Consider the following 19,295-nt stretch of genomic DNA (forward strand, 5'->3'; position numbering starts at 1 on the left):
ATGGTCAAGCGCATCCCTCTGCGGCAGCCCCGCGGCAAGCTCTATCGGCTCGCCGCCTGCGTGATCCGCTCGGTGCTCGCTCTCACGACTCGCAAGGACTGGCACGGCATGCACGACATGCCCGCGGAAGGCGGCTTCATTGCCGTCTCCAATCACGTCACATACGCGGACCCGTTGACCCTTGCGCACTTCCTGTACAACTCCGGCTACGCACCCCACTACCTGGCCAAGTCACCGCTGTTCGAGTTGCCCTTCATCGGGATGATCCTGCGCAAGACCGATCAGATTCCCGTGCACCGAGGCACTGTGCGGGCCAAGGACGCCGTGGACACTGGCATGAAGGTGCTCGACTCAGGGGGAGTGATCGCGATCTTCCCAGAGGGCACGCTGACACGCGATCCAGAACTGTGGCCGATGGTGGCGCGCACTGGGGCCGCGCGCATGGCCCTGCTCACCGGCGTGCCCGTGATTCCCGTGGCCCAGTGGGGTGCTCACCGCCTGCTCGGGCGCTACTCCAAGGTGCTGAAGCCCTTCCCTCGCAAGAAGGTCACGGTGATGGCTGGCCCGCCGATCCCTCTCGATGACTTGCGCGCAGGTCCCCTCGACAACGAGGCGCTGCGCGAGGCGAGCACCCGCATCATGGATACCCTCACCGCGATGGTCGAGCAGATGCGTGGCGAGCAAGCGCCTAAGGTTCGCTTCGACATGCGAAAGAAGACCACGTGATGCGGGCTGCCGTCCTCGGAGCAGGGGCGTGGGGGACCACGTTCGCCGCCGTGCTCGCCGACGCCGGTTGCGACGTCGTCTTGTGGGGCCGCGACGCGACGGTGGCGCGCGACATCACTGCAACCGGCCGCAACGAACGCTTCTTGCCAGGAATCGACTTGCCGCAGGGAGTCGCGGCGACGGACGACGCTGAGGAGGCCCTGAGCGGCGCAGAGCTTGTCGCCGTGGCGCTTCCGTCCCAACATGTGCGCAGCATTGTCGCCCCGTTCGCCTCTTACGTCTCGCGCGAAGCGATCGTGGTGTCGCTCATGAAGGGCATTGAGCGCGGCACGCTCGAGCGCATGAGCGAGCTCCTGGGCGAGGCCTGGGATGTGGAGCCATCGCGCCGCGCAGTGGTCTCAGGGCCAAACCTTGCCAAGGAGATCGCTGCCAAGCAGCCGACGGCCACGGTGATCGCCTCGGCGTCGGTCGCGACAGCCGAGACTGTAGCCAGGGCGACGGCCTCCGGCTACTTCCGGCCGTACACCAACACCGATGTGCTGGGCGTGGAGCTGAGCGGCGCCTACAAGAACATCATCGCCGTCGCGGTAGGCATCGCCGATGGCATGGGATTTGGTCACAACACCACAGCGACAGTGATGACGAGGGGACTGGCCGAGATGACCAGGCTTGGTCTCGCGCTCGACGCCAAGCCTGACACCTTCTCTGGCCTCGCAGGCATGGGCGACCTCATCGCGACGTGCGCCTCGCCGTTGTCTCGCAACCACACCCTGGGAGCCCACATCGGGTCTGGTGCAGAGCTGTCCGCGGCGATCACGCTGACGGGCGGGACGGCAGAGGGCGTGACGACCTCGCAGTCGATTCAGGAGTTCGCCAGGTCTCACGGTGTCGACGTGCCCATTTGCGACGCGGTCGTGGCGATGCTTCATGACGGCCAGCCGAAAGAGGCGGTGCTTGGCGCACTGCTGGCCCGCCCCCGCAAGGCGGAGGGCGTATGAGCCAGCGCCGTCGCACCGTCGCGATCTTGTTTGGCGGGCGCTCCTCCGAGCACGAAGTGTCGTGCACCACCGCGGGCGGCGTCCTTGGCGCGATCGACCGCGACCGCTGGGACGTCCTGGCCGTCGGCATCGGCCGCGACGGTTCCTGGACGCTTCAAAGCGATGATCCGGCCGACTGGGCGCTCACGGAAGACGGTATGCACCACGTCGTGCCCAGCCGGCGAAGCGTGCTGCTTCCCGCCACGGCCGACAGTTCCGCGTGGCGCCAGGAGGCGGACGGGGTGGTCACGGCCCTCGCCGACGTGGACGTCGCCTTCCCGCTTCTGCACGGACCGTGGGGAGAAGACGGCACGATTCAGGGCGCGATGGAGTTGGTCGACGTGCGTTACGTCGGTTCGGGCGTGCTCGCCTCGGCGATCGGCATGGACAAGCAGTTTATGAAGTCGGCGTTCCGCGCACAGGGTTTGCCGGTGGCCGATGACGTCGTGATCGTGCCAGGAACCTCACTCGCAGACGTCAAAGCGGACGTCGATGCGCTTGGGTACCCCGTGTTCGTCAAACCGGCGCGGGCAGGCTCCAGCATGGGGATTTCGCGCGTTGACGCGTGGGAGAACCTCGAGGTGGCGGTGGCCGAGGCCGTCAAGCACGATCCGAAGGTGCTCATCGAGCGGGGCATGACCGGGCGCGAGATCGAGACCGCTGTGCTGGGCGCTGCTGACGGAGTGCGCACGTCGATGCCAGGGGAGATTGTCACCGGCGGCGACCACCGCTTCTACGACTTCGAGGCGAAGTACTTCGATGCGGATCACGTGCGGCTCGAGTGCCCCGCCGATCTTCCTGCCGACGATGCTGAGCGCATCAGGGAGTTCGCCGCTCGCGCCTACGCCTCCGTCGCCGCAGAGGGCATCGCGCGCGTTGATGTGTTCTACGCCGCCGACGGCACCGTCACCGTGAACGAAATCAACACCATGCCAGGCTTCACGCCCACGAGCATGTACCCCCGCATGTGGGCAGCCGCAGGCGTGACCTACCCAGAACTGATCGAGGAACTCCTCGAAGCGGCGCTGTCGCGTCCGACGGGGCTGCGTTAGGACAAGCAGGAAGGAGCCAGGACCATGGCGACTCTCGCCATTGTGGGAGCAGGACCGGGACTCGGAGGCGCCGTGGCGCGCCGTTTTGGGCGTGAGGGCTTCAATGTCGCGCTGATCTCGCGCGATCAGGCCAAACTCGATGCGCTTGCTGAGGACCTCGGCACGGAAGGCGTGACGGCACGAGGATTTGCGGCTGACGTGCTCGACCCTGAGGCGCTCAAGGCCGCCTTGAACGCCGCCGCCGCAGAGTTTGGCGACATCTCCGTGCTGCAGTACAGCCCCTTGCCCTTCCGCACGTTCCTGAAGCCAGTGCTAGAGATGTCCACCGAGTTGGCCCTTGAGGCCCTTCAGTTCTCGCTCTTCGGCCTGATGCACGCGGTCGACGCGGTGCTGCCGGGCATGCGCAACGCGGGAGCAGGCAGCATCGTCCTCATCAACGGCGGCACCTCGGTCAAGGCGCGCGCCGACTTCGCTGGCACCTCTGTAGCGTTCCCCGCCGAGAGCGCCTACGGCGAGATGCTTCACGACGCCCTGGGTGGTGAGGGCATTCACGTCAAGCAACTCGTGATTCCGGGAGCGATCCCCAAACTCCAGTTGGACAACGGCATCGACGACGTCGCCGAACGCATCTGGGCCCTGCACGCCACGCCAGGTCGGTTCAGGGAGATGCTCATCCCGCTCGACCAGGGCCGGGAGTAGCGCCTTCCGCGTCGCACCTGCCAGCGGTCAGCGACACTCCAGGCCATTGGGATCGGCGAGCACGGCGGAAGCGCTCAGGCCAGCGAGAAGTTCCCCGACCGCCTGATCGGCGCGCACCTTCGGAATGATCACTTCCGTCGCGGGATCTCGCCCGAAGATGGTCGCACGCCACACGTCGTCCTCTTCCACCACAAGCCAATCGGCGGAGGCGGACGGCGTGTCTATCGCGAGGCACTGTTCCTCTGATGGCCCTGGAACCTCCACGCCACAGCGGACGATGATGCGCGACTCTTCGCCGTACGCCGCCGTCGCTTGAGAAGACGTTTGCTGCAGCGGCAACCCTCCCACCTCGTCGGGAATGCCAAGCATGACGCTCGCGCAACGTGGGTCGGCGGCGTAGGGTGCGGCCTCCACCACGACCGGCGACGTGCACGCCGACAGGGCAACGGCAAGGCCGGCCACGAGCAACGGAAGTGAACGGCGCATGGCCCCAGCCTAAGCCGCCGATCGGTAGTCTTTGATGAACCCTAAGGAGATCATGAACGACCAAGACCCAGCGCCATTGCTCGTCCAGCAGGACGACTCGTTCCAGACACCGTCGCTGCTCAGGCACTGGTCCGTCCCGCTGGTCATCAACCTTGCCGTGGCCGTCGCAGTCTTCATGGTGATCGAGAGCGGCTTGCGCTACGCGGTCGCGGCGGTACTGGTCGCCGGCGGATTGGTGACCGCTCGCACGTACTGGGTGTCCGGTCAGCTCGCGACGGGACGCATCGCGCTGCTCGACGGACGGGTGAGGGAGGGTGCGTGGCAGCTTGCGGGCCTGTCAAACGTGGTTTCGCTCCGCAAGTGGGTCCCGTTCACGGGTGGGGGAGAGCTCACGCTCACCCGCACGGGCCCGGAGGGTGCGCGTGCCTACATCGTCTCTGACGGGCGCAGCAGCACCGGCTTCAGATCCGCAATTGACTGGGACGAGGCCTCGGCCGCGCCGCTCATTGCGGCGGCGGCAGAGCACGGCTACACCGTCCGTTTCGAGGAGTGACGTGACGACGGTTGGCGAAGACGCGCTCCTGTCCGTCGACGCGAGTGGACGTTTCCCCTGCGCCGCGGGTGCCAACGTTGGTGGTGTCTTGAGTGCTGGGTAGTCTTTGCGTGACCCAAGGGAGATCATGATCACCGAGTCTGCAGTGCCTTTGCTCCTACCCCCGGAAGCCACGTTTTCGAAGCCGCCGTGGTGGCGCCATTGGCTTGTCCCTGTTGTTGGCTACGTGGGGCTAGCGGTGTTGGTCGCCATGGCCTGGCAGGACAGCTTCCGGTACGTGATCATCGCATCGCTGATCCCGGGAGGCTTCCTGGCTTCCCGGATCCTCTGGGTCTCTGGCGCACTCGGTTCCGGAAAGATCTCCTTGCTCGATGGAAGGGTTAGGGAAGGTAGCCTCCAGTTGGCGGGACTCGGCTCCGTGTTCGTGCCGCGGCGCTGGGTTACCTTCGACGGCGGAGGCACGCTGACGGTGCGTCGCGTCGGCGACACGGCGACAGGCGCCTACAAGGTTTCCGATGGTCGCGCTTCGACGAGTTTTCGTACCTCCGTCGATTGGGACGAGATAAACGCGACGGCATTGATTGAGGCCGCTCGCGGTCACGGCTACACCGTCCGTTTCGAGGAGTGACGTGACGACGATTGGCGAGATCGGCGAAGACGCGCTGATTGATCTGTTCGCGCCGCGGCTGCCCCAAGCAGACGCTGCGCTCCTTGGCCCTGGGGACGATGCCGCGGTGCTGTCGGTCGACGGCGACCTGGTGGTTTCTTCAGACGTCCTCATCGAGAACAGGCATTTCAGGCGTGAGTGGGGGAGTGCGGCCGACGTTGGTTGGCGGGCCGCCATGCAAAACATCGCTGATATCGACGCCATGGGCGCTGTACCGACGGCGTTGCAGGTCACGTTGGCGGCGCCCGCTGACACCGACGTTGAGTGGGTCTTGGGCTTCGCCGACGGGCTTCGCGAGGCGTGCGAACCGCACGGCATCGGCGTGGTCGGTGGGGACCTGTCCGGCGCGAGCGAGATTGCGATCTCCGTGACTGCCATCGGCGAGACGCACGGCGTCGATCCCGTGACGCGCGGCGACGCGATGCCGGGCGACCTCGTCGCAGTGTCGGCCCCGCTTGGCGCGGCGGCCGCGGGCTTCGCGTTGCTGAGTTCTGGCAAGGGAGAGGGGCTCGAGGCGATCAGCCTGTTCTTGCGCCCGCGCCCGCTCATCGGGGCAGGCCTCGAGGCCGCGCTGCGAGGAGCCACCGCGATGATGGACGTCTCCGACGGACTGCTACGCGACGCTGGGCGCATCGCCCGTGCGTCGGACGTTGGCATCTCCATCGAGGCAGCATCCGTGCCTGTTCACCCGGCGGCGACGCAGGCCGCGCGAGTGTTGGAGGTGGACGCCCTCGCGTGGGCGTTGACGGGGGGAGAGGATCACTGCCTGCTCGCCGCGTTCCCCGCAGGCGCGTTCCTTCCGGATGGCTGGACCCAAGTGGGCGTGGTGACCGACGAATACCAGGGAGTTCGAGTGGACGGCGACATCCCCGATGCGCTGGGCTGGGATCACTTCTCGGCGTGACGTGACATCGGATTGCGGTCGCGCTGGCGGGCGCCGGATAGCCTGGGGGTGTGTCAAGCAAAGCAAAGCCCCGACGGGTGGCTCTGGCCCTCGGCGCTGGGGGCGCGCGCGGCTACGCGCACATCGGCGTGATCGAACAGATCGAGGCCCGCGGCTGGGAGGTTGTGGGGGTCGCGGGTAGCTCCATGGGTTCCATCATCGGCGGGCTCTACATCGCTGGCGGCATGGAGAGTTACCGCGACTGGGTGGTTGGCCTCGGAAGGCGCGACGTGTTGCGCCTCATGGACCCCGGCGTGGGCGGCGCGGGGCTACTGAGGGCGTCGAAGGTGATGTCGAAGGTGAGCGAGCACCTGGGGAACCTCAACATCGAGGATGCGCGCATCCCCTACACCGCTGTCGCCGTCGACCTGGTGAGTGAACGCGAAGTGTGGTTCACGTCCGGACGCATGATCGACGCGATGAGGGCGTCGATGGCGGTGCCGTCAGTCTTCACCCCGCTCGTGAAGAACGGCATGGTGTTGGCGGACGGAGGCTTGCTCAATCCCGTTCCCGTGACACCGCTTGCCACCGTTCACGCCGACGCGATTATTGCCGTGAACCTGTCAGCCGCGCCGACGTCGTCAGGCAAGGTGACCCACGACACAGGGGGTGTGCTGCGATTGCCCAAGATCAAGCTGCCGTCACTGCCAAACGTGATCGAGCCGGCGATTCGATCCTTGGTGCCACAGTTTGGCCGTGGAGTTCCGGCCGAGCCAGAGGCTCCAGCCAGGCCTGCGGCGGGACTCGGCACCCTCGAGGTGGTCGACCGTTCCTTCCACCTCATGCAGACGGCCGTCATGCGCTACAGACTCGCTGCCTACCCTCCCGACATGCTCATCGACATCCCTGTCGACTCGTGCGGAACGCTCGACTTTCACCGGGCAGGTGAACTCATCGACCTTGGACGGGAACGTGCAGATGCCGTCTTTGACGCGTGGTCGTGGTGACCTACGCAAAGAGCGCAGAAAACACAACGGGCGCCTTCCCTGCGAGGGAAGACGCCCGGTATGCGGTGAGCTGACGCTCATTTAAGCGTTACGCACGACCTTGCCAGCCTTGAGGCATGAGGTGCACACGTTGAGGCGCTTGGGGCTACCTGCCACCACAGCACGCACGCGCTGGATGTTCGGGTTCCAACGGCGCTTGGTCCGACGGTGTGAGTGCGAAATGGAGTGCCCGAAGGACGGGCCCTTGCCACAAACGTCGCAATTGGCTGCCACGATGGTTCTCCTAGAGTGTTGAGCGCGCGGTACCTCATCAAGGTCGCGACACGATGAATGCCCGCGTCCGGGCAACCGCATTAGGGTATCCGAGAAGGACCCGGATTGCCAATTAGCCGTCGAGCGCTTGCGGGCGTCTCGTTACGAGTACAGGAGGACTATGCCAGCCGAGTCGCGTGAACTCCGCAACTGGCTAGCCTCAGGCGCGCTCGCGGTCAAACGCGCTCGCAGCAGACTCGACGCCATCAACGTGTTCCCTGTGCCCGATTCCGACACCGGCACCAACCTGTATCTCACGCTTCAAGAGGGAAACCGCGCCGTCGCTAAGCTTCCAGCGAGCGCCTCCCATCGGGAGGTCGTCGCGGCGTTCGCTCGCGGTGCATTGCTCGGCGCGAGAGGCAACTCAGGCGTGATCGTCTCGCAGTACCTGGCGGCGTTCCTCACGCACGTTGACAAGGCCGGAGGTCTCAGCAACGCCAAGCCGGTGTCCATCGCGACGGCGCTCCAAGAGGCTTCCGACGCGGCGTACCGGGCTGTCGGCGCACCCGTGGGCGGCACGATCCTGTCGGTCGCGGAAGCGGCATCGCGCGGTGCCGCAGATGCTGTCGCGATCAAGGCTGATCGGAACGCCGTCATCGTCGCCGCCGTGGTGTCCGCCCGCACTGCGCTGCGATCCACCAGCGACGAACTCCCTGCGGCGCGTGCTGCCGGAGTGGTCGACGCTGGCGCGGCGGGGCTTGTACTCCAACTAGAGATGCTGGCAGAGACGCTTGCGGGCGCCAGCGTCCTTGAGGGCCTCGACGATGTGGAATGGGAGTTGGCGTCGACCGGCAAGGGTGTTGTGGCGGTGCCGGTGCATCACGAGCACCGCGATGCAGGCGGCGCCTACGAGGTCATGTTTGTGACGCCAGCGCCGGAGCGCAGCGCACACGCCACCGTTGCGGCCGACCATGAGTTGACGGCCGCCCTGGCCGCGCTCGGCGATTCGGTCGCCGTGACGGCTAGCCACGGCCTGGTGCACGCTCACGTGCACACGAACGCACCCGACCAGGCCGTCGAGGAGGGCATCGCCCGTCGTGCCAGGCAAATCTTGGTCAGCACCATCGCGCTTGGCCACGCGCGCGATTCCCACGACGTCCGTGACGGCACAGGCATGGTTGCCCTGACGTCGTGCCCTGGACTGGCAGCCCCCCTTGCCGACGCTGGCGCGATCGTCTTGGTGGTTCCTGACCCGACCCGCCTCAAGCGGCGAGAATTGCGACGCGCGGTGCGGGAGGCGTCGGCGGAGGGTGTGGTCATAGCGGCAGGGAACGAACAGCTGTACGGCGCGGCTCAAGAGCTCGCCGGTCGTAAGGGCGCTGGAAGAGTCGTGGCGCTGCAGACGCAGCACGAGGCTCACGTCATCGCGGCTGTCGCGGCAGGCGCAATGGCCACCCCTGGCGAGCCGCTCGCCGAGGTGATGCGCGAAGCTGTCGAGCGTTGCGAGGTTGCCAGGTCTAGTCCCGACGCCATCGACGATGACGCCGACAGGTTGCTGAGGCCAGACACCGAAGTCGTGACCGTCATCCTTGCGCGCGGCGTCCCTGACGCCACTGCCGATGCCGTGCGACTCTCGGCCGCCGCGATCTGTCCGCAGGCCGACGTGAACGTGTATCAGGGGGGACACGTCGAGCCGGGGGTGCTGATCGGCGTGGAGAGGGGCGCGTGAAAGACGTGCTCCAGCAGCCGCTTGCGAAGGTGCTCGGCTCCCGCACGTCAGGCTCGCTGGCCAAGCTTGGCCTGCTCACCGTCGAGGACCTCTTGAGGCACTACCCACGGCGATATGGCGTGCCTGGGGAGTTGACGGACATGGGCGCGTTGGCCATGGGAGAGCACGTGACGGTGCTCGCGCAAGTGCGGTCGACGACGGTGCGGCAAATGCGGTCGCGCGGCGGTGCCATGCTCGAAGCAATCGTGACGGACGGCCGTGACACGCTCCAACTGACCTTTTTCGCCAAGCGCGCGGGCGTATTGCGGATGCACGAGGACAAGCTGCGCGCCGGTCGCACGGGCCTGTTCACGGGCACCGTGGGCGACTACCGCGGGAGACGCCAATTGGTGCATCCCGACTACCTCATCGTCGGCCTCGACGCCGCGGACGAAGAGGAGGCGACTCTTGAGGCCTCCAGACCCATCCCGCTGTATCCGGCCGCCGCCTCGGTGCCCACGTGGCGCATCGGCCGCTCGGTGCGCACCGTGCTTGACCCCCTCACCGAAGCCGATGTCCCCGACCCGATTCCGCCAGCCCTGCGCGAACTCCACGGCTTGCCGAGCCTTCTCGAGGCTCTGCGCGGCGTCCACGTGCCTGACGACCAGGAGCACATTGCACGCGCCCAGGCTCGTCTGAAGTACGAGGAGGCGCTCGTCCTCCAGACGGCACTCGCGCGCCGCCGAGCGGACAGGGAGGCTCACTCTGCCGTCCCTCGCCTCCCTGTGAAGGGAGGTCTGCTCGGTGCCTTCGACGCGAGCCTCCCCTTCGTTTTGACCGAAGGCCAAGTCGCCGTCGGCTCAGAGATTTCCGCCGACCTCGGCCGCTCGATGCCGATGCTGCGGCTGCTTCAAGGCGATGTGGGTTCGGGCAAGACCGTGGTCGCGCTGAGGGCGATGCTTGCCGTGGTCGATGCAGGCGGGCAAGCGGCGCTCTTGGCGCCGACCGAGGTGCTCGCAGCGCAGCACGAACGCACCGTCCGCGAACTGCTTGGTCCCTTGGCGCACGGCGGAATGCTTGGTGGCGCCAAGGACGCCACGCGCGTCACGTTGCTTACAGGTTCCCAGGGATCGGCGCGAAAGCGTCAGGCCCTCGCCGACGCCGCATCTGGCGCGGCTGGCATTGTCGTTGGCACTCACGCGCTGCTCAGCGAGACCGTCCAGTTTGCTGATCTGGGGCTGGTGGTGGTTGATGAACAGCACCGCTTCGGGGTGGAGCAGAGGGATCAGTTGCGAGCGCGCGGCACGAGCGTGCCACACACGCTAGTCATGACCGCAACCCCCATTCCGCGAACCGTCGCCATGACCGTCTTTGGCGACCTCGAGACGTCTGTACTCGCCGAGCGCCCCGCTGGCAGGGCAGAGACAGTGACTCACGTGGTTGCCGCCGCCAACTCCGCGTGGATGAGCCGCATCTGGCAACGAGTGCGAGAAGAGGTGGCCGCCGGCAGGCGCGCCTACGTGGTCTGCCCCCGCATTGACGGCGATCAGCCAGAAGACGACGCAACAGTCGACCCCGTCGATGAGGACGCCGCTCCTTCCCGCCCGCCTCTCGAGGCCGTCGTGGACGTCGCCGAGCGGCTGCGCGCGTTGCAAGCAACCGCCGATATCGGCATCGGCGTCATGCATGGGCGGCTATCTGGGGATCAGAAGGATGCCGTGATGGCCGCCTTCGCAGACGGGTCGACGCCCATTTTGGTGTCCACGACCGTGATCGAGGTGGGCGTCGACGTTCCGCAGGCGAGCACCATGGTGGTTCTCGACGCCGAGCACTTTGGCGTGTCGCAGCTCCATCAGTTGCGTGGCCGCGTTGGCCGAGGGAGCGAACCCGGTCTCTGCCTGCTCGTGACGCATGCGCAGGAGGGCAGCGCTGCTCTCGAACGGCTCACTGCCGTCGCCTCCACGAGTGACGGTTTTGCGCTGGCGGAGAAGGACCTCGAGTTGCGCCGTGAAGGCGATGTGTTGGGCGCGGCGCAATCTGGGGGTCGCAACTCACTCAGGCTTCTGCGCGTCGTGCGAGATGCCGAGACGCTAGCCACTGCTCGAGACGACGCGCGTGCTCTGGTGGCTGCTGACCCTGTCCTCGAAAGAGCGCCAGCGCTCGCCGAAGCGATCGGCGCGTGGCTTGGTGAACGCGAGGAGTACCTCGAACGGACGTGATGGCTTCCTGGCGTGAGCGTCGGCGTTCTCAAGAATCACGCCGATGGGACGATAGTTAGGGCACAGGAAGATTTCGAAAGCATCGGACGGAGTCCCCATGACGAGGCGTTGCATGTGGGGTGCCGCAGCGCCGGGGACCTTCCAAGGCGGGTGAGATGGCAAACCAGGCTTTCGAGGAGCAGGTGGCGCCTGCGCGGGTGGTCACCATGCGGCTGAGCATCGGCCTGTATGTGGTGGCGACGGCCGCCGTGACCCTGCTGGTCGCGTTGCTGGGAGGGGCTCCCAACACCTGGGTGCACTTGTACTATCTGCCAATCCTCTACGTCGCGGTGCGACACGGGGCTCGCGCCGCCGCCGCCGCTGGCATCGTCGCTGGATTGGCCGTTGGTCCGTGGATGCCATCGTCTGTCGCAGGCGAGACGTACCAGGCCCTTGACTCATGGATCGTGCGCCTTGCCTTCTTTGTGCTCATCGGCGTCGTCGCAGCGATCCTGGCAAAGGCCGATTCGCGTCCGCTCGACCTCGTTTTGCGCGACTTCTACGTGGCGCGTGGTCTGCGTGCGGCCCTCCGGCACGATCAGATTCGGGTCCATTACCAACCACTCATCGAACTGACTGAGGGGGAGGTGATCGGCTTCGAGGCGCTGTGCCGGTGGTACGACGCTAAGGGCAGGGTGATCCCGCCAGACCGCTTCATTCCGGAAGCCGAGCGCACAGGGGTGATCAACGCCGTCGGATCCCGCGTGCTTCGGCAGGCTGTGAACCAGGCGCAACAGTGGTCGCAGTCCGGGAGGCCTGACTTGCTCGTTACCGTCAACGTGTCGGCGGTGCAACTGAGTGAGCCGGCATTCCTCAGGGAGCTCGTCGAGCTCGTCGATCGCGGTGCCTCAGAAGGCTTCCGCTTGTGCCTTGAGATCACGGAGACCGCCATCATTGCGGACCCTGTCGGTGCGCTCGCGACGCTACGGGCGGCTCGGGAGCGGGGCGTCACGATCGCTCTTGACGACTTTGGGACTGGTCAGTCCTCGCTCGCCTATCTCTCTGACTTTCCCATCGACATCATCAAGATCGACAAGTCGTTCGTCGCTGCGGTGGGCAAGGACCCCAAGACCCACGCCTTGGTCAGGACGATGGTGCAGATGGCGCACTCACTCGGAGCGCTCACCATTGCCGAAGGCATCGAGAGGCCCGAGCAACTCAAGGCCTTGCGGGCGCTTGGATGCGCGATCGGTCAGGGCTACTACCTGGGACGGCCAGGGGACGTCGCCTCTGTCTCGTGGGCGACGCGAGACATGATTCCTGCCACGAGAGACTCGGCAGGATCCAGCGCCTAGCCCTGTGGTGCGGCGTTGCCGTCGGCGTAGTACTGCGTGACGGAGATGCCACCTGGCAAGGGCGTCGCATGATCGAGGCTGACGAACGCGCCATCCCTGTCTTGCCACAGCGCGGGTCGCAGTAGCGCGTACTTCTGCTCATCCCACGAGGACCAATCGTCGAGCAGCAACCCGCCGGTGTCTGACGAGTTGGGGTTGATGCACCAGAACGTGTGCGCGAGACGCTCCTCAACGATCAGATCCCGGAGCGCCGTCATCCACTTGTCTTGGCGAGCATCTTGTCCAAAACGGCCGCCCCATTCGCCGATCAGCAGGGGCGCGACCTCACGGTCGTGAAGGTAGAGCCAATTCGGCTCCCACACGTCCGCACGGAGCGACTGTGCGGAGAAGGCGCCCTTGAACCACGGCTGCTCGTACACGAGCGGGCCGTACTCGTGCGGGGAGTACACCAACTTGTCCGGATCATCGAGCCGGATGGGGTACGTGCCAGCCATGCGCAGGTTTCCGCCCCACCACCCGAAGTCATAGTCAGCGTTGTCGGTCGAGGATGTCTGCGAACCCGCCTTGGGCGTGGCTTCGATTCCTTCAACCAGGATGAGGGCGTCGGGGTGCACGGCATGGATTCTGGACGCCGCGACCTCCGCCGCGTGCCTCCAGTTGTTGGCGGACGTCGACCCGTCCCACACGGCGTGAGGCTGCTCGCTCGGCTGGCCATGCGGTTCGTTCTGGAGATCAAAGCCGATGATGGTGTCGTCGCTGCTGTACCTCTCGGCGACCCATTCCCAGCCAGCGTAGAAGTCCTCTGCCGTGATGTCGCCAGCAAACCACATCGGCGCGATGTGGCCGGCGTTGTCGGCCTTCGCCGAGTGAACGTCAAGGATGACCTTGAGTCCTCGGTCCTTCGCCGCGCCAAGGAACGCGTCGAAGACCTCCAGCGTCGTCTTTCCCACCAATTCCTCGTTGAGCGCTTGATTCACGCCCGGCGGTACGGCGGCGTTGCCTTCCTTCCACTCCAGGAGTAGTTCGGTCGAGATGGGCACCCTGATGACGTTGATGCCCCGGCTCGCGACCGCATCGAGAAGTTCTCCGAGGTTTGCTGCCCATAGACCGTGGAAGACGCGCTCTTCGGTGTTGAAACCAAACCAGTTGGCTCCCGTGAGCCACACGGCATCGCCGCGGGCGTCGACGATGCGGTTGCCGTCGGTGTGAAGCCAGTCGTCGTCGTTGGGGGAGTCGACATTCGAGGACGACCTGTAGACGCCTGGTGGAGTGGCGGGGACGGGATCGCCGCGGCCGTCCGCGGTGGAGCCGGCGGGGGCTGCGGTCGAACTCTCGCACACCGCGTCGAGCTCGGCAGGCGCTGTTCCCCTTGCGGTGAAGCCGAAAGTCGTGCTCGACGAGGCAGGCACGCGGCCGTTGTATTCGACACTTGATGCGGTCACCGGACCGCTGGCTCCCACGGCGAGCGCGGAGTTCCATGACCCGTCGACCACTGCACTGCCCAGATCGAAGGCGACCTTCCAATCGTCAATCGCGACTCTGAGCGATGTGACCGTGACATCGACCTGGAACCCGCCCTCCCATGCGTTCGTCACCTCCGCGAACGCTTCACACGCCGACGCCGTCGCCGGAGTAGCGGAGGGCGAGATGGTCACGCTGGGGGTGGGCGTCGCTACTTCGGGTTCGGTGGCGCTGGCCCACCACCACGACCCGGCCACGATCCACGCAAGGATGACCGTGATCGTCACCCATGCGAGCACTGGCACTCGTCGCAACCTGCTTGCCCACCGTTTCATGGTCCCACCCTAGGCGCGCAACCGTCGCCGTGCCGCCTGGAACAGAGGCGTCCCCGCTGGCGTGCGGGGGAGCGTTCCGCGTAGCGTTGGCAGCGAGCCGGCCACATGAACACGAGCGTGCGTCGCGACCCGAACACCTTCTGACACAAGGGACGAGAGCGATGAACGATGCGTGGCCGCTCCTTCCGAGCGTCGGCGCGCTCGTGGTGTCGGTGGCGGTGCTGGCTTTCGCGGGCACCCGGTTGGCGTGGGTGGCCGACGACATCGCAGAACGCACGGGAATGGGCAAGGCGACCGCTGGCGCGTTGCTGCTCGGCGGGGTCACATCTCTGACGGGAATTGTGACAACGGCAACGGGCGCGCTTGCGGGCGAGGCGGATTTTGCACTCGCCAATCCGCTGGGTGGCGTCGCCATTCAGTCCGTGTGGATTGCGATCGCCGACTTGATGTACCGGCGAGCGAACCTCGAGCACGCTGCCGCTTCGCTTCCCAATCTGTTGCAATCGATGGTGCTCGTCGCGCTGCTGTCTCTGCCGATCATCGCGTACGCGACGCCTCAAGTGGCGTGGGGCTGGTTCCACCCCCTCACCCTGGCGATTCCCGCCTTCTACTTCTACGGACTGCGGTTGCTGAAGTCGGTGGAGAAAGAACCGCAGTGGCGTCCGCGAGAGAGTAAGACCACGGGCGATGAGCAGGGCGAGCCGCCCAGCACCGCGTCGATGAAGCGGCTCTGGCTCCTCTTCGCGGGCCTAGGCGTCGTGGTTGCCGCGACGGGCTGGGTCGTGGCGCGTGCAGGGCTCGGGCTTGTCGATGCGACGGGAATGCCCTCAGGGGTGGCTGGCTTCACGATCACCACCGCGATCTCCTCGTTGCCAGAGCTCATCACCTTGATCGCTGCCGTGCGGATGGGTTCCATCACGATGGGGGTCGGCAACATCATCGGCGGCAATGTCTTTGACACGCTCATGATCGCGGTGGCCGATCTGTTCTTTGTGAAGGGATCCATCTATGCGCACGTGGGCCCCACGTCGATCGTGCTGCTCGGAGGAACGATCCTCATCTCTGCTGTGCTCGCGCTCGGCCTGGTGGTCAGGGACACGAGGGGCATCGGCTTCGAGGGCTTCGCGATACCGGCGATATACCTCGGAACGGTTGCCTTCGCCATCGCCGCATCGTAAAACGGCTGGTCGCGCCGTACGCTACGTGCATGACACGGATCATCGCTGGCGACGTCGGTGGGCGCCGAATCGCGGTGCCGAAGACGGGCACAAGGCCCACCTCTGATCGAGTGCGCGAAGCGATCTTCTCGCGCCTCGACCACGCCGACGCTCTGCGCGGGGCCCACGTTGTCGACCTCTTTGCGGGTTCAGGAGCGCTTGGTATCGAGGCATTGAGCAGGGGCGCCGCGCATGCGACTTTCGTGGAATCGGCGACGCCTGCGGTGCGGGTCATCGAGTCGAACATCAAACAGGTCGGACTGGGGACTCGCGCCACCATCGTGCGCGAGAAGGCCTTGCCATACCTGGCACGGGCATCGGCCGAGTGGACGATCGCATTCCTCGACCCGCCCTACGACATCGCCCACGGTGACTTGGTGCCTGTTTTGGAAGCCTTGGTGCCGCGCCTCGCAAGCCACGCAACCGTCGTCCTCGAAATGTCGACAAGAAGGACGGCCCCCGCCTGGCCGCACGGCCTCGACCTCATTCAGAGCAAGGCGTACGGCGAGACGACCGTCTACTTTGCCGAGCACGTGCGCTAAGTTGCCGATTATGGCCACCGTCGTCTTTCCAGGATCCTTCGACCCGATCACGTTGGGGCACGTCGATATCGCCGTGCGTGCCCGCCAACTGTTCGACCGCGTCGTCATCGCCGTCGCCCACAACTCCACCAAGTCGCCGCTGTTGGACGTCGACGTACGTGTGCAGGTGGCCCAGTTGGCCGTGTCGCACGTCGATGGTGTTGAGGTGGCCGCGACGGACGGGCTGCTCGTCGACTTTTGTGAGGCCCAGGGTGCCGTCGCCATCGTCAAGGGCCTACGCGGAGGCGCTGACTACGACGTGGAACGCCCCATGGCGCTCATGAACCGCTCGCTCACAGGGATCGAGACGGTCCTTCTCACGGGCGACAGTGCCTTGTCGCACGTCGCCTCGTCGCTCGTCAGAGACGTGGCGAGGCATGGGGGAGACATCTCGGCATATGTTCCGCCGGGCGTCGAGGCGGCAGTTCTCGAGGCGCTGCGAGACGGTCGCTGAGTCTGCAGTTTGAGTTCAGGTGCTGCCATCCCGTAAGATCGTCTGCTGGCCCGCCGGTCACTACCGGGCCGAGGTCCAAAGGGACCGTTAGGACATGGAGGAGCGTGTGAAACACTCTCCAGAAGCCGACACCAATTTCCGCATTCACGTGCGTGACCTGGTGCGCAGGCCGGGTACTCATCGCGAGTATTCCCGTGAACTGACTATCCCAGAGGCTCTTGGCACAGAAGTGATTGGGGTTCCGCAGGGATCCGCAGCGACACTGAACGTTCAGTGCGAGGTGGTGACCGATGGAATCTGGGTGAGCGGCACCTTCGCAGCGCGAGCGACGGGGGAGTGCAGTCGCTGTCTGGAAGAGGTGCGTGTTGACCTTGAGGTTCCAGTGCAGGGGTTGTTTCTCTATCCCGACGCGCCGCGCGAACAGGGTGACGACGCTGATGATGTGTTCGAGTTCGACGGCGAAAGCCTTGACCTTGAGGGCGTTGTCAGGGATGCGGTAGTCACCAGTTTGCCGTTTACCCCGCTGTGTGAGCCGGATTGTCCGGGGCTGTGCGACCAATGTGGCGCGCCGCTCGCGAACGATCCGGACCATGCTCATGAGATACTCGACCCTCGATGGTCGGCACTAGAAAGTGTGAAAGACAGCCTCGGGCTGTCTGACAAGGAAGAGAGTTAGCCGTGGCTGTTCCCAAGCGCAAGATGTCGCGCAGCAACACCCGCTCGCGTCGTTCGCAGTGGAAGACGACTGCTGCCAACCTCACGACGTGTCCTTCGTGCAAGGCTGACCGCCTGTCGCACGCGGCCTGCCCGGCCTGCGGCGCGTACAACGGTCGCCAGTACGCTGAGGCTCTGCGTACCGAGCACGAGGCGTAAAGCCTCTTCTCGGCTTTCCGTGAGTACACATGGTCCCCAAGCGGCGGCCATTCTCACTGAACGGCTCGGCGTCTCTGTTGACCCCGAGTTGTTGGTGCTTTCGCTCACCCATCGTTCTTTCGCGTACGAAAACGGTGGGCTGCCCACGAACGAGCGCCTCGAGTTTCTTGGTGACTCCGTGCTTGGCATCGTCGTCACCGACCGTCTGTATCGCGATCACCCAGAGCTTGCCGAGGGAGACCTCGCCAAGATCAGGGCTTCTTGCGTCTCGCAACGCGCCCTCGCGGCGGTTGCGAGGGGTATCGACCTCGGTTCGTTTGTGCTGCTTGGCAAGGGCGAACTCTCTACGGGCGGGCCCGACAAGGACTCAATCCTGTGCGACAGCCTTGAGGCCGTCTTCGGCGCCGTGTATTTGACGCACGGAATTGAGGTGGCGCGCGACGTCATCTTGAGGCTCGTCGGCCCCTCGCTGGTGAAGGCGGCCACCGCTGGTGACGCCCTCGACTGGAAGACGGCACTTCAAGAGGCCTGCTCCGCCTACGGTCTTCCTGGGCCCGTCTACGACGTCACCGGCGTCGGGCCTGATCACGCACGCACTTTCACGGCGACGGTGCTCGTTGACGGGATTCCGCGAGGGACCGGCACGGGATCCTCGAAGAAGGTGGCCGAACAGCAGGCGGCCGAGGTCGCTCATGGCGAGCTGTCTAGCGCCTAGTGCCTGAACTGCCAGAGGTCGAGACCGTACGTGCGGGGCTTGAGGGCCTCGTGGTGGGGTCTCGTATCGACGGGGTCAGCGTCTATCGCGACTCTTGCGTTCGGCTCCAGCCCGGTGGACCTGGCGAGTTCGAGATGGCCCTTCAGGGCATGGTGTTGGGCGCCGCCGTGAGACGCGGCAAGTTCTTGTGGCTCCCGCTTCTCGAGGAGGAAGAGGTGAGCCGCCGTCTCGCGGCCGCATCGTCAGGCGGCGCGCTGAGTGCTCACCTCGGCATGTCAGGTCAATTCCGTGTGTTCCCAGGTGACGCGCCCGATCCGCACCCTCATTGCCGGGTCCGGCTCCACCTCAAGACGCCGCGCGGCACGGGCACTCTCGATTTTCTCGATCAACGGACGTTTGGGTACCTACTAGCCGAACCAACGTTGGCCACTCCAGACGGGCGGCCAGGCGGCCACGGAAGCGATGCCGCTGCCGTCCCGCTGACCGTCGCCCATATCGCTCGCGACGTGCTCGATCCGGCGGTGGACGAGCGTGCGGTATTGGAGCGCATGAGGCGCGGCTCGCGGGGCATCAAACAAGTCTTGCTTGACCAGACCGTGATGAGCGGGATTGGCAACATCTACGCTGACGAGGCCCTGTGGGCAGCCAGAGTGCATCCGGAGCGGCCGGCCAATGCCCTTTCGCTTGCGCAGGCTCGCGCGTTGTTGGCCGCCGCCCGCGAGGTGATGGCCAAAGCGCTGGACCAGGGAGGTACAAGCTTCGACGCGCTCTACGTCAACGTCAACGGCGAGTCGGGCTACTTCTCTCGTAGCCTGCAGGCATATGGCCGGACGGGAGAGGACTGCACGCGGTGCGGCGGCCGGATCGTCCAGGAGCGCATCGGCGGTCGCTCAACCCACTGGTGCCCACGGTGTCAGCGGCGATTCGTGACCAGGACCGCTAAGGACTAGGACTCCCCGGACGTCGGACCCAACGACGCGCCGGGACACTCACAGTAACTCCGTGTGGCGAGTCATGGGACCCAGGACCTTCGCCC

Annotated in this window: 21 protein-coding genes; 18 read left to right on the forward strand and 3 right to left on the reverse strand. The window is 65.7% G+C overall.

The window, feature by feature from the left end; genetic code table 11:
• Genes LGT36_RS02555 through LGT36_RS02570 form a run of 4 tightly spaced genes read left to right on the forward strand, consistent with a single transcriptional unit; the run spans position 1 to position 3,514 of the window.
• On the forward strand, positions 1–726 hold the full coding sequence (locus LGT36_RS02555) for a 1-acyl-sn-glycerol-3-phosphate acyltransferase (RefSeq protein WP_226095523.1): 726 nt from the start codon (positions 1–3) through the stop codon (positions 724–726).
• Entirely contained in the window at positions 726–1,724 is a 999-nt protein-coding gene (locus LGT36_RS02560; protein ID WP_226095527.1) for an NAD(P)H-dependent glycerol-3-phosphate dehydrogenase, read from the forward strand. Before LGT36_RS02555 ends, LGT36_RS02560 begins: the two co-directional genes overlap by 1 nt.
• Complete coding sequence (locus LGT36_RS02565) at positions 1,721–2,815, forward strand: D-alanine--D-alanine ligase family protein (RefSeq protein WP_226095524.1); 1,095 nt, start codon at positions 1,721–1,723, stop codon at positions 2,813–2,815. Before LGT36_RS02560 ends, LGT36_RS02565 begins: the two co-directional genes overlap by 4 nt.
• A 24-nt stretch (positions 2,816–2,839) precedes the next feature.
• On the forward strand, positions 2,840–3,514 hold the full coding sequence (locus LGT36_RS02570; protein WP_226095525.1) for an SDR family oxidoreductase: 675 nt from the start codon (positions 2,840–2,842) through the stop codon (positions 3,512–3,514).
• 27 nt (positions 3,515–3,541) lie between these two features.
• Here LGT36_RS02570 and LGT36_RS02575 read toward each other — a convergent pair whose 3' ends face one another.
• The gene (locus LGT36_RS02575; RefSeq protein WP_226095526.1) at positions 3,542–4,000 is read right to left on the reverse strand and encodes a DUF3515 family protein; all 459 of its coding nucleotides are present in this window, start codon (positions 3,998–4,000) and stop codon (positions 3,542–3,544) included.
• Between the two features lie 52 nt (positions 4,001–4,052).
• Here LGT36_RS02575 and LGT36_RS02580 point away from each other — a divergent pair, with 52 nt between their 5' ends.
• From LGT36_RS02580 to LGT36_RS02595, 4 genes are all read left to right on the forward strand, one after another.
• Positions 4,053–4,553, forward strand: coding sequence for a hypothetical protein (locus LGT36_RS02580; protein ID WP_226264406.1), 501 nt, complete (start codon positions 4,053–4,055; stop codon positions 4,551–4,553).
• 127 nt (positions 4,554–4,680) lie between these two features.
• Positions 4,681–5,181, forward strand: coding sequence for a hypothetical protein (locus LGT36_RS02585; RefSeq protein ID WP_226094519.1), 501 nt, complete (start codon positions 4,681–4,683; stop codon positions 5,179–5,181).
• A gap of 1 nt (position 5,182) precedes the next feature.
• The gene (locus LGT36_RS02590; protein WP_226094659.1) at positions 5,183–6,124 is read left to right on the forward strand and encodes a thiamine-phosphate kinase; all 942 of its coding nucleotides are present in this window, start codon (positions 5,183–5,185) and stop codon (positions 6,122–6,124) included.
• Between the two features lie 50 nt (positions 6,125–6,174).
• Positions 6,175–7,110: a patatin-like phospholipase family protein gene (locus LGT36_RS02595; protein WP_226094660.1), complete on the forward strand. Its 936-nt coding sequence runs from the start codon at positions 6,175–6,177 to the stop codon at positions 7,108–7,110.
• A gap of 81 nt (positions 7,111–7,191) precedes the next feature.
• Here the strand turns inward: LGT36_RS02595 and rpmB are convergent, their stop codons facing one another.
• Positions 7,192–7,383, reverse strand: a complete 192-nt coding sequence (rpmB, locus tag LGT36_RS02600) for a 50S ribosomal protein L28 (protein WP_226094661.1) — start codon at positions 7,381–7,383, stop codon at positions 7,192–7,194.
• A gap of 160 nt (positions 7,384–7,543) precedes the next feature.
• On the opposite strand from rpmB, the gene LGT36_RS02605 reads away from it, so the two are divergent.
• The 3 genes from LGT36_RS02605 (at position 7,544) to LGT36_RS02615 (ending at position 12,623) form a co-directional block, all read left to right on the forward strand.
• Positions 7,544–9,091 carry a DAK2 domain-containing protein gene (locus tag LGT36_RS02605; RefSeq protein WP_248642154.1) on the forward strand — a complete coding sequence of 516 codons (1,548 nt, stop codon included), beginning with the start codon at positions 7,544–7,546 and terminating at the stop codon, positions 9,089–9,091.
• Positions 9,088–11,289: an ATP-dependent DNA helicase RecG gene (locus LGT36_RS02610; protein WP_370634270.1), complete on the forward strand. Its 2,202-nt coding sequence runs from the start codon at positions 9,088–9,090 to the stop codon at positions 11,287–11,289. The genes LGT36_RS02605 and LGT36_RS02610 overlap by 4 nt, the downstream gene beginning before the upstream one ends.
• A gap of 155 nt (positions 11,290–11,444) precedes the next feature.
• Positions 11,445–12,623, forward strand: coding sequence for an EAL domain-containing protein (locus LGT36_RS02615; RefSeq protein WP_226096922.1), 1,179 nt, complete (start codon positions 11,445–11,447; stop codon positions 12,621–12,623).
• Here LGT36_RS02615 and LGT36_RS02620 read toward each other — a convergent pair.
• A complete protein-coding gene (locus LGT36_RS02620) occupies positions 12,620–14,419 on the reverse strand; it encodes a cellulase family glycosylhydrolase (protein WP_226096921.1) in 1,800 nt (599 codons plus the stop codon). The genes LGT36_RS02615 and LGT36_RS02620 overlap by 4 nt on opposite strands.
• A gap of 161 nt (positions 14,420–14,580) precedes the next feature.
• Between LGT36_RS02620 and LGT36_RS02625 the strand changes: the two genes are divergently transcribed.
• From LGT36_RS02625 to mutM, 7 genes are all read left to right on the forward strand, one after another.
• Positions 14,581–15,597, forward strand: a complete 1,017-nt coding sequence (locus LGT36_RS02625; protein WP_226096920.1) for a sodium:calcium antiporter — start codon at positions 14,581–14,583, stop codon at positions 15,595–15,597.
• 29 nt (positions 15,598–15,626) lie between these two features.
• On the forward strand, positions 15,627–16,178 hold the full coding sequence (gene rsmD / locus LGT36_RS02630) for a 16S rRNA (guanine(966)-N(2))-methyltransferase RsmD (RefSeq protein WP_226096919.1): 552 nt from the start codon (positions 15,627–15,629) through the stop codon (positions 16,176–16,178).
• Positions 16,179–16,188: 10 nt separating this feature from the next.
• Positions 16,189–16,671: a pantetheine-phosphate adenylyltransferase gene (gene coaD, locus LGT36_RS02635; RefSeq protein ID WP_226096918.1), complete on the forward strand. Its 483-nt coding sequence runs from the start codon at positions 16,189–16,191 to the stop codon at positions 16,669–16,671.
• Between the two features lie 106 nt (positions 16,672–16,777).
• Positions 16,778–17,347: a DUF177 domain-containing protein gene (locus LGT36_RS02640; RefSeq protein ID WP_226096917.1), complete on the forward strand. Its 570-nt coding sequence runs from the start codon at positions 16,778–16,780 to the stop codon at positions 17,345–17,347.
• Positions 17,348–17,349: 2 nt separating this feature from the next.
• On the forward strand, positions 17,350–17,544 hold the full coding sequence (rpmF, locus tag LGT36_RS02645; protein WP_226096916.1) for a 50S ribosomal protein L32: 195 nt from the start codon (positions 17,350–17,352) through the stop codon (positions 17,542–17,544).
• Between the two features lie 19 nt (positions 17,545–17,563).
• A complete protein-coding gene (gene rnc, locus LGT36_RS02650) occupies positions 17,564–18,259 on the forward strand; it encodes a ribonuclease III (protein ID WP_226096915.1) in 696 nt (231 codons plus the stop codon).
• Complete coding sequence (gene mutM / locus LGT36_RS02655; RefSeq protein ID WP_226096914.1) at positions 18,259–19,209, forward strand: bifunctional DNA-formamidopyrimidine glycosylase/DNA-(apurinic or apyrimidinic site) lyase; 951 nt, start codon at positions 18,259–18,261, stop codon at positions 19,207–19,209. The genes rnc and mutM overlap by 1 nt, the downstream gene beginning before the upstream one ends.
• Positions 19,210–19,295 lie beyond the last annotated feature (86 nt).

It is taken from the genome of Demequina sp. TMPB413, from assembly GCF_020447105.2.
Taxonomy (GTDB): Bacteria; Actinomycetota; Actinomycetes; order Actinomycetales; family Demequinaceae; genus Demequina.